This window comes from Nocardia sp. bgisy134 (assembly GCF_965341865.1).
Classification (GTDB): domain Bacteria; phylum Actinomycetota; class Actinomycetes; order Mycobacteriales; family Mycobacteriaceae; genus Nocardia.
Map to the genome: position 1 here is coordinate 1 of NZ_CBDQZP010000009.1, position 14,988 is coordinate 14,988.

14 protein-coding genes and 1 pseudogene are annotated in these 14,988 nt (G+C 70.4%); 10 read left to right on the top strand and 5 right to left on the bottom strand.

The annotated features are described in order from the left end of the window. The first annotated feature begins 238 nt into the window (after positions 1–238). The 9 genes from ACRWNM_RS17065 (at position 239) to ACRWNM_RS17105 (ending at position 7,717) form a co-directional block, all read left to right on the top strand. Entirely contained in the window at positions 239–2,089 is a 1,851-nt protein-coding gene (locus tag ACRWNM_RS17065) for a hypothetical protein (RefSeq protein ID WP_431969085.1), read from the top strand. Continuing rightward, positions 2,086–2,277, top strand: a complete 192-nt coding sequence (locus tag ACRWNM_RS17070; protein WP_431968568.1) for a hypothetical protein — start codon at positions 2,086–2,088, stop codon at positions 2,275–2,277. Before ACRWNM_RS17065 ends, ACRWNM_RS17070 begins: the two co-directional genes overlap by 4 nt. Next, on the top strand, positions 2,274–2,657 hold the full coding sequence (locus ACRWNM_RS17075) for a hypothetical protein (protein WP_431968570.1): 384 nt from the start codon (positions 2,274–2,276) through the stop codon (positions 2,655–2,657). The genes ACRWNM_RS17070 and ACRWNM_RS17075 overlap by 4 nt, the downstream gene beginning before the upstream one ends. Further along, positions 2,657–3,991, top strand: coding sequence for a hypothetical protein (locus ACRWNM_RS17080; RefSeq protein ID WP_431969087.1), 1,335 nt, complete (start codon positions 2,657–2,659; stop codon positions 3,989–3,991). Before ACRWNM_RS17075 ends, ACRWNM_RS17080 begins: the two co-directional genes overlap by 1 nt. A 152-nt stretch (positions 3,992–4,143) precedes the next feature. Further along, positions 4,144–4,407: a helix-turn-helix transcriptional regulator gene (locus tag ACRWNM_RS17085; RefSeq protein ID WP_431968572.1), complete on the top strand. Its 264-nt coding sequence runs from the start codon at positions 4,144–4,146 to the stop codon at positions 4,405–4,407. Positions 4,408–4,681: 274 nt separating this feature from the next. Beyond that, complete coding sequence (locus ACRWNM_RS17090) at positions 4,682–5,080, top strand: TOBE domain-containing protein (RefSeq protein ID WP_431968574.1); 399 nt, start codon at positions 4,682–4,684, stop codon at positions 5,078–5,080. After that, complete coding sequence (gene modA / locus ACRWNM_RS17095; protein ID WP_431968576.1) at positions 5,080–5,862, top strand: molybdate ABC transporter substrate-binding protein; 783 nt, start codon at positions 5,080–5,082, stop codon at positions 5,860–5,862. Before ACRWNM_RS17090 ends, modA begins: the two co-directional genes overlap by 1 nt. Further along, positions 5,859–6,671: a molybdate ABC transporter permease subunit gene (gene modB, locus ACRWNM_RS17100; protein ID WP_431968578.1), complete on the top strand. Its 813-nt coding sequence runs from the start codon at positions 5,859–5,861 to the stop codon at positions 6,669–6,671. The genes modA and modB overlap by 4 nt, the downstream gene beginning before the upstream one ends. Then, complete coding sequence (locus ACRWNM_RS17105) at positions 6,668–7,717, top strand: ABC transporter ATP-binding protein (RefSeq protein ID WP_431968580.1); 1,050 nt, start codon at positions 6,668–6,670, stop codon at positions 7,715–7,717. Before modB ends, ACRWNM_RS17105 begins: the two co-directional genes overlap by 4 nt. An 11-nt stretch (positions 7,718–7,728) precedes the next feature. Here ACRWNM_RS17105 and ACRWNM_RS17110 read toward each other — a convergent pair whose 3' ends face one another. The 3 genes and pseudogenes from ACRWNM_RS17110 to ACRWNM_RS17120 all read right to left on the bottom strand — a co-directional run bounded on the left by ACRWNM_RS17110 (position 7,729) and on the right by ACRWNM_RS17120 (position 9,110). Beyond that, entirely contained in the window at positions 7,729–8,367 is a 639-nt protein-coding gene (locus tag ACRWNM_RS17110; RefSeq protein ID WP_431968582.1) for an AAA family ATPase, read from the bottom strand. A gap of 43 nt (positions 8,368–8,410) precedes the next feature. After that, a pseudogene (locus ACRWNM_RS17115) lies at positions 8,411–8,694 on the bottom strand (ABC transporter substrate-binding protein); the annotation flags it as partial. 14 nt (positions 8,695–8,708) lie between these two features. Beyond that, entirely contained in the window at positions 8,709–9,110 is a 402-nt protein-coding gene (locus ACRWNM_RS17120; protein ID WP_431968584.1) for a Dabb family protein, read from the bottom strand. Between the two features lie 386 nt (positions 9,111–9,496). On the opposite strand from ACRWNM_RS17120, the gene ACRWNM_RS17125 reads away from it, so the two are divergent. Then, positions 9,497–9,946 carry an SgcJ/EcaC family oxidoreductase gene (locus tag ACRWNM_RS17125; RefSeq protein ID WP_431968586.1) on the top strand — a complete coding sequence of 150 codons (450 nt, stop codon included), beginning with the start codon at positions 9,497–9,499 and terminating at the stop codon, positions 9,944–9,946. A gap of 544 nt (positions 9,947–10,490) precedes the next feature. Here ACRWNM_RS17125 and ACRWNM_RS17130 read toward each other — a convergent pair. Together ACRWNM_RS17130 and cobN are read right to left on the bottom strand one after the other, a co-directional pair. Further along, on the bottom strand, positions 10,491–11,000 hold the full coding sequence (locus ACRWNM_RS17130) for a hypothetical protein (RefSeq protein ID WP_431968588.1): 510 nt from the start codon (positions 10,998–11,000) through the stop codon (positions 10,491–10,493). Between the two features lie 323 nt (positions 11,001–11,323). After that, on the bottom strand, positions 11,324–14,980 hold the full coding sequence (gene cobN / locus ACRWNM_RS17135; protein WP_431968590.1) for a cobaltochelatase subunit CobN: 3,657 nt from the start codon (positions 14,978–14,980) through the stop codon (positions 11,324–11,326). Positions 14,981–14,988: the final 8 nt, after the last annotated feature.

The following is a 14,988-nucleotide window of genomic DNA, read 5'->3' on the forward strand; positions in this document are numbered from 1 at the left end:
CCCCCCCCCCCCCCCCCCCCCCCCCCCCCCCCCCCCCCCCCCCCCCCCCCCCCCCCCCCCCCCCCCCCCCCCCCCCCCCCGCCCCGTTCCGGCATCGACGGAAACGGGTCCGAACTGCCAACTCCCGGTACGGCGACGCAAGCACACCACACCACCGTTTATGTGTGCTACCTTTCGTAACATTAATACGGCTACGAGTGTAAACTCAGTGCGGTTGGAGGTTGTCGTGTCCGGCACGATGCACGAAGCGATAGGACGGCTCGCCGCGCCCGGCACCGAGGGCGGCGGCGCGGCGCTGGATCGGGTGGCGATCATGACCGGCTCCGCGGGCCTGATCGCGCTCGCCCTGCTCTGGGTCGGGTACCTGCACCGGACTCGACGCATCACCTGGCTCGGCGCACTGGCCGACCGCATCGGCGCCGTCTTCAACCGGCCCGGCTGGGTGGCCCTGCCCATCGTGATGTTCCTCGCCACCATCCTCACCGCGCTGCTCGGCTTCATCTGGGACGTCAGCCTGCACGTCGGCAACGGCCGCGACGAGGGACCGCTGGCCAATCCGGCGCACTACTTCATCCTGGCCGGCCTGTTCTTCCTGTTCACCGCCGGAATGCTGGCGATCGTGCTGCCCATGGACGAGAAGCCGGGCGCGGCGGCGGTGCGGATCACGCGCACCTGGTACGCGCCCGTCGGCGGCATCCTCATCGCGGGCGCCGGCCTCTACGCGCTCATCGGGTTTCCGCTCGACGACATCTGGCACAGGATGTTCGGCCAGGACGTCACGCTGTGGGGACCCACGCACCTCATGCTGATCGGCGGCGCAGGGCTTTCCCTGGTCGGCGTGCTGCTGCTGGAATTCGAGGGCAGCCGCAACCGGCCGGACCCGGATCGCGCGGACGGACGCCTGATCTGGACGCTGCGCGCGTTCGCGTTCGGCGGCCTCATCATCGGCCTCTCGGTGTTCCAGGTGGAATTCGATTTCGGCGTCGAACAGTTCCGGCTGGTGCTGCAACCGATGCTGATCGTCGCGGCCGCCACCGTCTCGCTGGTCGCCGCTCGCGCGACGCTGGGCGCGTTCAGCACCTTCGTGGTGGTCGGCTTCGCCGCGGTCGTGCGCGGGGTGGTGGCATTCCTGGTCGGCGGGCCGATCATCGACGCGCCGCGCAACGTCTTCCCGCTCTACCTCGGCGCCGCCGTCGTCGTGGAACTGCTCGCCCTGCTCCCGTTGGCGCGCAAGCCGCTCTGGTGGGGCGCGGCGGCGGGCCTCGCGGTGGCCACCGTCGGCGTCTGGCTCGAATCCCGGTGGGTCGACGCCGTATTCGTCGATCCGTGGCCGGCGGCGATGTGGCCGGAACTGCTGGCGATGAGCGTGCCGACCGGCATCGCGGGCGGCGTCGTCGGCGCGCTGCTCGGCATGGTGCTGCGCGCGGAGCCGCTGCCGCGCCCGCCGGTGCGCCGCGCCATGATGGTCGCCGCGGTGCTGATCGTCGCCGCCGCCACGACCAACGGCCTGATCGTTCGCGTCCCCGATCAGGCGAGCGCCACCGTCGCGCTGCGCGACGCCGAGCCCGTCGACGGCGGCCGCATGGTGACCGCCGATGTGCGACTAGACCCGGCCGACCTGGTCGGCTCGGATCCCGAGTGGTTGCAGATCCTGGCCTGGCAGGGCGGCGTCGGGTCGGACAGCCCCGGCCGCGGCCTGGTCGTCGATCAGCTGCGGCGAGTCGGCGACGGCCACTACGTCTCGACGAAACCCGTTCCGGCGCACGGATCATGGAAGACCGTGCTGCGCCTGCAGGACGGCCGCACGCTGACCGCGCTGCCGATCTTCATGCCCTACGACGCCGGTATCGGCGCGGCGGAGGTCGCCGCTCCGCCGGAGTTCACCCGCCCATTCGTCGCCGAGATCACGGTGCTTCAGCGGGAGCGTTCGTTCGATCACCCCGACTGGCTGTTCGGCGCGGCCTCGCTGGTCGTGCTGGTGTGCAGCGCGATCCTCATCGGCGCGCTGTCCTGGGGCGCGGCGCGGATCAACGACCGCTACTCCATCACCGCCCGGACCGACGCGACCGCGCCGGTGACGGCGGGATGACCACGCCCGGCGACGGCGTGGACCTGCTGGCGGACCATTCCGTTCTGCTGGCGATCCCCGCCTTCCTTCCCGCGCTCGCCGTGGTGGGCATCATCGTGCTCATCGCGGTGCGCGACCGCCGCGCCGAGCGGCGCGAGGGCCAACCGAACGAGAAGTCCCCCGCGAGCGGCGACGAGGAGACCCGATGACTCGCACCTGGCGAGACGCGGCGGTTGCCCTCGCGGTGGTGGCCGCCGCGCTCGGCTGTTCCGCGGAGGACAGCACGAAGCAGCCGGGCGTGAGCGCGACCGCCGAAGCCGACGCCGTCGTCGTGGAGTTCCGTATCGCGAACGGGACGGTGAGTCCCGTCAACGCGCGCAGGGACGCGAAGGTCGGCCAGCCGATCGATCTCGTCGTCGACAGTGACTCCGAGGACGAACTCCACGTGCACGCCACGCCGGAGTACACCTTCGTGGTCCGCCCCGGGGCCGGTCAGCGCTTCCGGTTCACGGTGGAGGTGCCGGGCCGGGTCGAGGTCGAGTTGCATCACGCGCACAAGACCGTCGCCACGGTCGTCGTTCGCCCGTGATCGAGATCAGCGCGCACGGGATCTCCGGTGCGACCGATCTGCCGATTCCGTTGTCCTACGCGTTGATCGGCGCCGCCTGGGCCCTGACGTTCTCCTTCGCCGTGCTGGCCTTCGCGTGGCGCGAGCCGCGACTGGATCCGGATTCGCCCGGCGCGCCGCTGCCCGGGTTCGCGCGCGCCGTGGTCGATTCCACTGCGGTGCGCACCATGCTGGGCGGCATCGGACTGCTCGGCGCGCTCGCGGTCCTGGTCGCCGGGCTCTTCGGTACGTCCGACTCGGCGCGCAATCCGGTGCCGGGGATCGTCTACATCTTCGTGTGGGTCGGGGTGATGGTGGCCTCGCTGGCGCTGGGGCCCGTGTGGAAGATCCTCTCCCCCACCCGCGCACTGCACCGCTCGATCTGCCGGGTGACGGGGCGGCCGCCCGAGTACGGGCCGCTGCGCTATCCCGAAGCGTGGGGCAACCGTCCCGCGGCGCTGGGCCTGTTCTCCTTCGTGTGGCTGGAATTGGCGTTCCCCGAACCGGGTTCGGTACTCGCCGTGACGATCTGGTTTCTCGGCTACCTGATCGCCGGAACCGCGGGCCTCGTGGTTTTCGGCACGGCGTGGGCCGAACACGGCGATCCGCTCGAGGTGTACAGCAGTCTGCTGGCGCGGCTGAGTCCCTTCGCCCGCCGCGAGACCGGCGTCCCGGTGCTGCGGTGGCCGCTGAACAATCTCGCGGGCACGCCCGCACTGGCCGGTTCGGTCGCGGTGGCGGCGACGCTGCTGGGATCCACTGCCTTCGACAGCTTTTCGATGTTCGCCGGGTGGCGTGACTTCCTCGATCGGGTGGGCGGCGACTCCACCCTGGCGACCACGCTGCTGCGCACCGCGGGCTTGCTCGGGTTCATCGCCGTGGTCGGCGGCGTCTTCGGTCTGGCGGCCCGGGCGACCGGCGGCCTCACGAAACCCGAACGGGCGCTGCTGCCGAGGCGGCTCGCGCACAGCCTCACCCCGATCGTGGCGGGCTACCTGATCGCGCACTACCTCAGCTTTCTCGTCGAGAAGGGGCAGGCGACGCTGATCCTGTGCGCCGACCCCTTCCAGCGCGGATGGAACATCCTCGGGCTGGCCGACCTCGACGTGCACTACATCCTGTCCACCCACCCCGCTGTGCTGGCCAGCCTCAAGGTGCTCGCCGTGCTCACCGGTCACATCCTCGGCGTCGCCGCGGCCCACGATCGCTGCCTGCGGCTGCTGCCTCCCGCGCACCGGCTCACCGGTCAGCTGGCGCTGATGCTGACCATGATCGGCTTCACCTTCACCGGCCTGTACCTGCTGTTCGAGGCCTGACCCGCCGCGGACGCGCGATGTCGGTCGTCATCGTCCGGCCCGGCTCGAACACCGGCTTCGGCAGGATCTCCACCGCAGGGTCGACCGGCGCACCGATGGCCCGGCCGCTTTCGAGATTGCGGTATTTAAATACCGCATCTACCCTGGGGCGCATGGTTCGTTTGCCGCTGACGCCCGCCCAGATCGAGGCGGGCCGCCGCTTGGGCGCTCTGCTGCGCGCGGCCCGCGGCCCGCGCGATCTCACCGAGGTGGCCACCGCGGCGGGGATCTCGCCGGAGACGCTGCGCAAGATCGAGACCGGTCGGCTGCCGTCGCCCGCGTTCGGGACCGTGGTCGCACTGAGCCAGGCACTCGACCTTCCGCTCCAGGAACTCGCCGACACGTGGCGATCGGCTGGGCTGGCCGAATCAGCCTGAGCCGCTATCGATTCGAGGGGCCCGAGACTTCCAGGGTGCCCAGCGTGCGGCGGGCGACGGCGAAGAGCTCCGACTTCGACTGCTCCAGCCGGTCCCCGATCGGCACATAGCCGTCGGCCCTGCCGAACGATCTCGTCGAGCGCGCGCCCGTAACGCACCGTCGACTGATTCAGGGACGACCGAGCGAACCCCTACGGACGCCCGGACTCAGCCGCGGCGGGTTCGCGGCCGGTTCGGTTTCCCTTTCCGCGAATGCGGCAATAAACTCCCGACCGTGGCGAATCTGCGGATCAGCGAGGCGGCCGCCCTCATGGGCGTCAGCGACGACACCGTGCGGCGGTGGATCGATCAGGGGCGACTGCCCGCGATCCTGCTCGACAACGGGCGCAAGGGCGTCGACGGCCGCGATCTCGCCGAATTCCTGCGCGCCAACGCCGAGGCGCCCGCGCCCGGCGTCACCGTGGCGGCGTCCGCCCGCAACCGTATGCGCGGCATCGTGACCCGCATCGTCAAGGACACGGTCATGGCCCAGGTCGAGATGCAGGCCGGGCCGTTCCGGCTGGTCTCGCTGCTGAGCCGTGAATCGGTCGACGAGCTCGGGCTCGAGGTCGGCAGCGTCGCCGTCGCGTCGGTGAAGTCCACGCACGTCGTTGTCGAAATACCGGAAAGTTGATGAGGATGACACTGTTTCGCACGGTGAGCGCGGTCACCGCGACGCTCGTACTCGCGTCTCTGACGGGCTGCGGCTCCGACGACGCACCGGCCACGGGTGACTCCGTGACCGGCACCGTGACCGTCTTCGCCGCCGCCTCGCTCACCGAGACCTTCACCGAACTCGGCAAGCAGTTCGAGGCCGCACATCCGGGCGTCAAGGTCGTCTACAGCTTCGGGGCCAGCTCCGCGCTCGCCGAGCAGATCAACCAGGGCGCCCCCGCCGACGTGTTCGCCTCGGCGGCGCCGAAGAACATGCAGCAGGTCGTCGACAAGGGCGAGGTCACCGCGACGCCGTCCACCTTCGTGCGCAACCGGCTGACGATCGCGGTGCCGAAAGGCAATCCAGGACACATCGCCGGGCTGACCGATTTCGGCAAGTCCGAACCCAAGCTCGCGCTGTGCGCCGAGCAGGTGCCGTGCGGGGCCGCGGCGCAGAAGGTCTTCGAAGCCGCGGGCGTCACTCCGCAGCCCGACACCCGCGAACCCGACGTCAAGGCCGTGCTGACCAAGGTGACGCTCGGCGAAGTCGACGCCGCGCTCGTTTACCGCACCGACGTGCGGGCCGCGAGCGACAAGGTGGAGAGCATCGACTTCCCGGAGGCCGACAAGGCGGTCAACGACTACCCGGTCGCGCCGCTGGCCGAGTCTCCCAACCCGGCCGCGGCGCAGGCCTTCGTGGACTTCGTCAAGTCGGACAAGGCCAAGGCGGTGTTCGCGCAGGCCGGCTTCGACACACCGTGACCGCACCCGCACGACGGCGGGCGGTCCGCGGGCGGCGACCGCTCGTCCTGGTGCTGCCCGCCGTCTGCGGGTTGCTGTTCCTGCTCGTCCCGCTGGCAGGGCTGCTGCTGCGGGCGCCGTGGCAGACCATGCCGGAACGCCTGTTCAGCGCCGAAGTAGGTGAGGCACTGCGGCTTTCGCTGTTCTGCGCGAGCCTCGCCACGGTCGTCTGCCTGCTGCTCGGTATTCCGCTCGCTTGGCTGCTCGCTCGCGGGGAAGTGCCCGGCCGCGGGCTGATTCGCGCGCTCGTCACCGTGCCGCTGGTGCTGCCGCCCGTGGTCGGCGGTGTCGCACTGCTGCTGGTGCTCGGCAGGCGCGGGCTGGCCGGCCGGTACCTCTACGACTGGTTCGGCGTCTCGCTGCCGTTCACGACGGCGGGCGTGGTGGTGGCCGAGGCCTTCGTGGCGATGCCGTTCCTGGTCATCTCCGTGGAGGGAGCGCTGCGCGCCGCGGATGTGCGGTTCGAGGAAGCCGCCGCCACCCTCGGCGCGTCGCGCTGGTACGCCTTCCGCCGCGTCACGCTGCCGTCGGTGCTGCCCGGCGTGGTCGCGGGCGCGGTGCTCTGCTGGGCCCGCGCGCTCGGCGAATTCGGGGCGACGATCACCTTCGCGGGCAACTTTCCCGGCAAGACCACCACCATGCCGCTGGCGGTGTACCTCGCGCTGGAGACCGATCCGGACGCGGCGATCGTGCTGAGCCTGGTGCTGCTAGTGGTCTCGGTAGGTGTGCTCGTCGCGCTGCGGGAGCGCTGGATCCGAGGTGCGCTGTGACGCTGGACGCCGAAATACGCGTCACCCGTGGCGCATTCAGCCTCGACCTCGCGCTCGCGGCCGAACCGGGCGAAGTGGTGGCGCTGCTCGGGCCGAACGGCGCGGGCAAGACCACCGCGCTTCGGGCGCTGGCCGGCCTGCTCCCGGTGACCGATGGACACCTGCGGCTCGGCGAGCGCACCTGGGACGCGCCGCCGTCGGTGTTCGTGCCCGCCGAACGCCGCGAGGTCGGCGTGGTGTTCCAGGACTACCTGCTCTTCGCGCACCTCTCCGCGCTGGACAACGTCGCCTTCGGCCTGCGCGCCCGCGGCCACCGTCGCGCCGAAGCCCGGCAGCGCGCCGCCGAATGGCTCGACCGGGTCGGGCTCGCCGAGCACGCGCACCGTAAACCTCGCGCGCTGTCCGGCGGTCAGGCTCAGCGCGTCGCGCTGGCCCGCGCGCTGGTCACCGACCCGCGGCTGCTGCTGCTCGACGAGCCGCTCGCCGCGCTCGACGCGAGCACCCGGCTCCAGGTGCGTTCCGATCTGGCCCACCATCTGCGCGACTACCCTGGCCACACGGTGCTCGTCACCCACGACCCGCTCGACGCCATGGTGCTCGCCGACCGGCTGATCATCCTCGAACACGGCCGGGTCGTGCAGCAGGGGCCGCCCGCCGAGGTCGCCAGGCAACCACGCTCGGACTACGTGGCGAATCTGGTGGGCCTCAACCTGTATCGCGGCGCCGCCCGCGAGCTCACCGTCGAACTCGACGAGGGCGGCGAGCTCACCGTCGCCGAACCCGCCGACGGACGCGTCCACGTCGCCTTCCCGCCGAACGCGGTGAGCCTGCACCTGGAACGCCCCGAGGGCAGCCCGCGCAACACCTGGCCGGTCACCATCGGCGGCATCGAACAGCACGCCCACACCACCCGCGTCCGCCTCGACGGTCACCCGCCCGTGCTCGCCGATATCACCCCGGCCACGGTCGCCGAACTGCGCCTGCGACCCGGCCTGCGCCTGTGGGCTGCGGTCAAGGCCACCGAGGCGCGGACGTATCCGGCCTGAGCTTCGGGCTGTCAGCTGGGAATCACGACATCGCAGGCGCGACAAGCCTTCTCGCGGGTCCCCGACTCGAGCACGGCGGACCGGTACGCCTCCCACTCGGCCAGCTTGGGCGCGTCCCGGTCGGCGCCCCGCGCGATCATCCGCGCCCTGATCCGATCCGCAGGGGTGTCCAGCCACACCGTGACGATCGGCATCGATCGCGCCGCCTCGGGATAGCCGCGCACGTACTCGCTGAGGGTGCGCCCGGCGGCGTGGGCGTTGCGGATCGTGGACAGGAACGGCGCGTCCAGCACCACCGGCGCGGCGGCGGCGGCAGTCAATCCGGTGCGGATGAGTCCCTCGTACAGGCCGGGCGAGATCAGCGTCCGATAGGTGTCGGAATCGCGGTCGTTGCGGTCGCCGGTCAACTGCTCCATCACCTGTTCCTCGAGCAGCGGCACGAAGCGGTCCTTGTCCAGCACCACGGCGCCGCACAGCGCGCGCAGATACGCTGCGGCCGTGGACTTCCCGGAGGCGGGGAAGCCGCAGAGCAGTACCAGCCCGCGGCGCCCAAGGGCCTCGGCCACCGGGCGCAGCCGCTCCCGCACAGGCGTCGGCACGCGCACGTCCAGCTGATCGCGGTTCTCCAGCATCGCTCCAGTCCACCACATCGCGGCGGCTCGACAACCGTCCGAGCCGGTCGACCGCGCGGGCTCAGACCGCGGCGGCCTCGGTGTCGGCGACGACCTCCCCGATCCACGGCAGCACCGCGTCGCGCACCGTACCGTGGCGGGCGGCAGCCCGTCGGCGGCCAGCAGGTCGGCGGCGCGCTGCTGCTCGTCGAGGAACGCTTCGGTGGCCGACCGGACGCCGAACGGCCTGCCGCGCAACGCCGCCTCCCACGCGTCCAGGTCGGCGGACCCGCCGCGGGCGACCGCGTCGTCGACGAAATACTGCGCGGCGGCCCGCGGGTGGGCGGTGATCCACGCGTCCGATTCGAGAGCGGGATTTCCTAGGCGACGAGCACTTCCGGGATCGACTCCATCAGCCGAGCCCACTCCGGGTACATCGCGAGCTTGCGTTCGTGCATGGCCATGATCTTGGCGCCGAGCTCCGGATCCATGTCGTCGGAGACGTCCGGGCCGATCGCGAGCTTGGCCAGGTGCGGAATGATGCCGGGATCGCCCGCGAGGTGCACCGGGTCGTGCATGTAGCGCTCGAGCGCCGCCAGGTCGGCGATGCCGACGCAGTAGCTGTGCGTGTACCCCGCCGTCGGATCTCCCAGGTGCTGCCCGACCGCCGAGAACGACACCGATTCCACCCCCGCCGTGCGCCGCATCGCGGCGAGGACGTCCGCTTTCCGCTCCTCCGTCGCCTCGTCGCGGAACGCGAAACGCAGCAGGTGAACGATCATGACAATCTCCTCAGCGCGGACAGGTCGTAGCGCGAGCCGCCGCCAGGATCAGCGACGCCTGCGGACCGTAGGTCTTGTTGTCCGCGGCCAGGCGCAGGATCCGATCGGGCCGAGCCAGGTTGAGGACGCCGTCTGGTGCGGTCGCCGCACCGCGCGCAGCGACTCGGCGGCATCGGTGAGGCGCGCTTGGAGCGCGCCGAACTTCCCTGATCGGTGATATCTCCTCGTGCCGAACCCACGCTGTGCTGCCGGCCACTCACGGTACGGAGGCCGCGGCACCGACAACCATGAGCCCAGTGGCCAGAACCTGCTCTTTTCGGCCAGAGTCGGCGAGCTTCCTCCGCCGATTTGACCTGAACCTTTGTTCGGGTACGAAGCTCACGGCCATGGACGCAACGACAGACGAATCGCCGGTGGTCGAGGACACGACCGTGGATCACACCGAGGACATCGCCGCAATCAAGCGATTGGTGGCCGATGTGGAGGAGGGCTTCAACAACAAGGACGCGGAGCTGATGGTCAGCGGGTTCACGGCCAACGCGTCGGCGGGGAACGCGATGGGCACGGTGATCACCGGACGGGAGGCGCTGCTCGACGCGGGGCGCAAGGGGCTGGCCGGGTTCCTGAAAGACGAGTACGCGAGGTACGAGGTGACCGACATCGTCTTCCTGCGCCCCGATGTCGCCGTCGCGCACAAGGCGGCGCGGGCGATCACGACGGACGGCGAGCCGATCGACCACGACCCGGCGATGGTCGCGCTGTACGTCCTGGTGAAGGAGAACGGCCGGTGGTGGACGGCGGCGCGGCACAACACGCTCGTTCCGAAGGCCGGATGAGGAGCGGGGCGAACAACCCCCGAACAGAACAGTCCCCGGTAGTCTCCATCGATTTCCATGAGTCTCAGTCGTCGCTGACGACTCCGGTCTTCGACTGGCTTGCCGGGGGCCTAGCCGGATCTTGAAGATTTGTCACTACATTCTTTGGACGTCTCCGCCGTTTGTACGACTCTTCTTCGGTGTTTCCGGTATACAACCTATCGTCCTCGGTTTTCCCCGCTAGTCAATAGCTGGACACCCCAATTTTCGACGCATTTCCGCCGCTCACCGCCGCCATCGGCACCCGCCGCGCCCTCCCCGCGAACCCGGGGCAGACCTGGCCGCCCCCACCCCTCGGCGAGGCGGGCTTCCCGCAGAGACTCGACACGCCGCGCAGATGCCGTATCGCCCATGCAGCGTTTCGAGAGTCCGCGCGAACCGATTTTCCGCGGAAATGAAAAGCGGGATGTCCGGAAATTGCGAGGGCGTGAGTGCGGCCCGTCCGGAATTCGTCCAGGACGGGCCGCCGGTGGTCGCGGGGCCGTTCCCCCCGCGATTGCTCGGCTCAGGCGTTCGCGCCGATGATCCCGCCGATCACGGCGCCGATGATGCAGCCGGGAATGGCGGGAAGGATGAGGAAGATCGCGCCGATCAATGCGCCGATCACACAGCCGATCGCGATACCACCGATCGTCGTTCCCGCATCGCCGATGAACGCCAGTTCCGGCCGGACCGGGCCGCTCACCGGGGTGAGCGTCAATTCCGTTGCGCTCGCGTCGATTACCGACGCGACTTGCACCTGCTGCCCCGCCACGGTGTGCAGCGTGGTCGGCAGGCTGCCGATCACCGTGCCGTCGGGCGCGTGCACCAGCACCGCGTCCGGCGCGACCTCGAAGGTCCCGGACGCGAGGGTGAGCGTGGCACCCGAGCGATCCGGCGCCACCGAGGCCGTGTACTCGACCCCCCGGTCCACCCCCGCCACCACGCCGCCGGGCGAGCCGTTGGCGGTCGCGGTGGCGATGCCGGTGGTCGCGGCAACGGTCAGCACCGCGGCCGCTATCAACTTTTTGATCATGATGAATCTCCATCATCCGGCCGATCCGAATATTGTGTGCCCCGAGAATCGGCTTTAGGGACATCGATAATGATGCGCCATGGGCGCTCTCGGTGTCGATAGAATGACGAGACCGAATTGTGTTGCAAGATCAGCGAATCGGCCCTGGAATTGGGGGGTTGCCAATTCTGGTCGATGGTATTTGCGCGCTCGAATCCACCGATAACTGGAACGAAACAACATGCGGCACAATAAAAACCGAGGCGTCGTTTTGCGGTGGTATACCACGGCATCGGTGGCGGGCGGACCTGATCATAACCGGGTCCGCCCGCACGACGCCGAGGCTACTCGAGCTCGCCCTCGGTCTCCAGGTACACCTGGCGCAACCGGTCCAGCGTCTCCGGCTCGGGGGCGGCCCACATGCCGCGCTCGGCCGCCTCCAGCAGCCGTTCGGTGATACCGTGCAGCGCCCACGGGTTGGACTGCTCCATGAACTTGCGGTTCACGTCGTCGAAAACGTAGCTCTCGGTGAGCTTTTCGTACATCCAGTCGGCGACGACGTCGGTGGTGGCGTCATAGCCGAACAGGTAGTCGACGGTGGCCGCCATCTCGAACGCGCCCTTGTAGCCGTGCCTGCGCATCGCCTCCAGCCAGCGGGGGTTCACCACGCGGGCACGGAACACCCGCGAGGTCTCCTCCGACAGCGTCCTGGTGCGCACCGCGTCGGGCCGGGTGCTGTCGCCGATGTAGGCCTCCGGGTTCTTGCCCGTGAGCGCGCGTACGGTGGCGACCATGCCGCCGTGGTATTGGAAGTAGTCGTCGGAGTCGGCGATGTCGTGCTCGCGGGTGTCGGTGTTCTTGGCGGCCACGGTGATTCGGCGGTAGGCCGAGCGCATGTCGTCGGCGGCAGGAGCGCCGTCGAGATCGCGACCGTAGGCGTAGCCGCCCCACGCGGTGTAGACCTGCGCGAGATCGTCGTCGGTGCGCCAGCTCTTGGAATCGATGAGCTGAAGCAGGCCCGCGCCGTAGGTGCCGGGCTTGGAGCCGAAGATGCGGGTAGTGGCGCGGCGGGCGTCGCCGTGCTCGGCGAGATCCGACTGGGCGTGCGCGCGAACGTAATTCGATTCCGCGGGCTCGTCGAGATCGGCCACCAGCCGGACCGCGTCGTCGAGCAGGGCGAGCACGTGCGGGAAGGCGTCGCGGAAGAATCCGCTGATGCGCACGGTCACGTCGATGCGCGGCCTGCCGAGCTCGGACAGCGGGATCACCTCGAGGGTGGTGACGCGACGGCTGGCCTCGTCCCACACCGGGCGCACGCCGAGCAAGGCGAAGACCTCGGCGATGTCGTCGCCGGAGGTGCGCATGGCCGAGGTGCCCCACACCGAAAGCCCCACCGAGCGTGGGTATTCACCGTGATCGGCCCGATAGCGTTCGACCAGCGATTCGGCCATGGCCTGCCCGGTCTCCCAGGCCAGCCGCGACGGCACTGCCTTCGGATCGACAGAGTAGAAATTGCGGCCGGTGGGCAGCACGTTGATCAGGCCGCGCAGCGGCGAACCGCTCGGGCCCGCCGGGACGAATCCGCCGTTCAAGGCGTGCAGCACCCGCTCGATCTCGACACCGGTCTGCCGCAGGCGCGGCACCACTTCGGTGGCGGCGAACCGCAGTACGGCCCGCACCGCGCCTGCCGTGCCGGGCTCCGCGCCTGCGACGGCCGCCGCCCCCGAGGGCGCCAGGGCGCCCGCGAAGTCCGCGACCAGTCCGTCGATCGCGTCGACCGACCACTCGGCGGCCTGCAACGCGCCGAGCAGCTCGCGCGCCCTGCCCTCGATCAGGTCGACCCGCTCGCGGGCCTCGCCGCCGGATTCGTTCAGTCCCAACGCTTCTCGCAGGCCGGGCACCGACACCTCGCCGCCCCACAGCTGCCGGGCGCGCAACATCGCCAGCACCAGGTCGAGTTCGCCCTCGCCGACGGGCGCCTGGCCGAGGACGTGCAGTCCGTCGCGGATCTGCACGTCCTTGATCTCGCAGAGCCAGCCGTCGACGTGCAACAGCATGTCGTCGAAGGACTCCTCGTCCGGGCGTTCGGTGAGCCCGAGGTCGTGGTCCATCTTGGCCGCGCGCATCAGCGTCCAGATCTGCTGGCGGATGGCGGGCAGCTTGGCCGGGTCGAGGGCGGAGATATTGGCGTGCTCGTCGAGCAGTTGCTCCAATCGCGAGATGTCGCCGTAGCTTTCGGCGCGCGCCATGGGCGGGATGAGGTGGTCGACCAGGGTCGCGTGCGCGCGGCGCTTGGCCTGGGTGCCCTCACCGGGATCGTTGACCAGGAACGGGTAGATCAGCGGCAGATCGCCCAGCGCCGCGTCGGTGCCGCACGAGGCCGACATGCCGAGGGTCTTGCCCGGCAACCACTCCAGGTTGCCGTGCTTGCCGAGATGCACCATGGCGTCCGCGCCGAAACCGCCCGTGGCCTGGGGCGCCGCCAGCCAGCGGTAGGCGGCCAGGTAGTGGTGGCTGGGCGGCAGATCGGGATCGTGGTAGATCGCGACCGGGTTCTCGCCGAAGCCGCGCGGCGGCTGCACCATCAGCACCACGTTTCCGAAACGCAGTGCGGCGATGACGATTTCGCCCTTCGGGTCGGCCGAACGGTCGACGTACAGCTCGCCGGGCGGCGGGCCCCACGCCTCGACGACGGCCTCGCGCAGGTCCTCGGGAAGGGTCTCGAACCACGCGGTGTAGGTGGCGGCGCCGATGCGGATCGGGTTGCCCTCCAACTGTTCGGCGGTGAGCCAGTCCGGGTCCTGGCCGCCCGCCGCGATGAGCGCGTGGATCAGGGCGTCGCCGTCGCGCTCGTCCAGCCCGGGAATCTCCCCTGAGTCGCCGAGATCGTAACCGGCGGAGCGCAATTCGGTCAGCAGCCGGATGGCGCTCGCAGGGGTGTCGAGGCCGACGGCGTTGCCGATGCGGGCGTGCTTGGTGGGATAGGCGGAGAGCACGACGGCCAGCCGCTTCTCGGCGGCCGGGATGTGGCGCAGCCGCGCGTACCGCGTCGCGATGCCCGCGACCCGCGCGGACCGCTCCGGATCGGGGACGTAGGTGGACAGGCCGTCGGCGTCGAACTCCTTGAACGAGAACGGCACCGTGATGATGCGACCGTCGAATTCCGGTACGGCCACCTGGGTCGCGACGTCCAGCGGCGAGAGGCCGTCGTCGTTGTCCTCCCACTGGTCGCGGCCGCTGGTCAGGCACAGGCCCTGCAGAATCGGCACGTCCAGGTCGGCGAGCGCGCCGACGTCCCACGCCTCGTCGTCGCCGCCCGCCGACGCGGTGGCCGGTTTGGTGCCGCCCGCGGCGAGCACGGTGACGACCAGCGCGTCGGCCTGCCGCAGCGTGGTCAGCAGCTCGGGTTCGGCGGTGCGCAGCGAGGCGCAGTACAGCGGCAGCGGTCGCGCGCCCGCGTCCTCGATCGCGGCGCACAGCGCGTCGACGTAGCCGGTGTTGCCCGCCAGATGCTGGGCGCGGTAGTAGATCACCGCGACGGTCGGCACACCGGCGACGGGCGCCGGGTGACGGGCCGCGCGCTCGAGCTCGCCCCAGCTCGGCAGCTGCACCGGCGGCGCGAAGCCGTGGCCGGTGAGCAAGACCGTGTCGGACAGGAAGTTGTGCAGCTGCCGCAGGTTCTCCGGACCGCCCGCGGCCAGGTAGTTGTGCGCGTCGGCCGCGACGCCGCCCGGCACCGTGGAGCATTCCATGAGCTCGGCGTCCGGCGCGATCTCGCCGCCGAGCGCCACCGTCGGCACGCCGCTGTCACGCAGCGCGGCAAGCCCGTCCTCCCAGGCGCGCTTGCCGCCGAGGATGCGGACGACCACGAGATCGGCTCCGTCCAGCAGCCCGGGCAGGTCGTCGACCAGCAGGCGGGCGGGATTGCCCAGCCGGTAGTCCGCGCCGCTGGCGCGCGCGCTGAGCAGATCGGTGTCGGACGTGGACAGCAGCAGGATCACGGGTGACC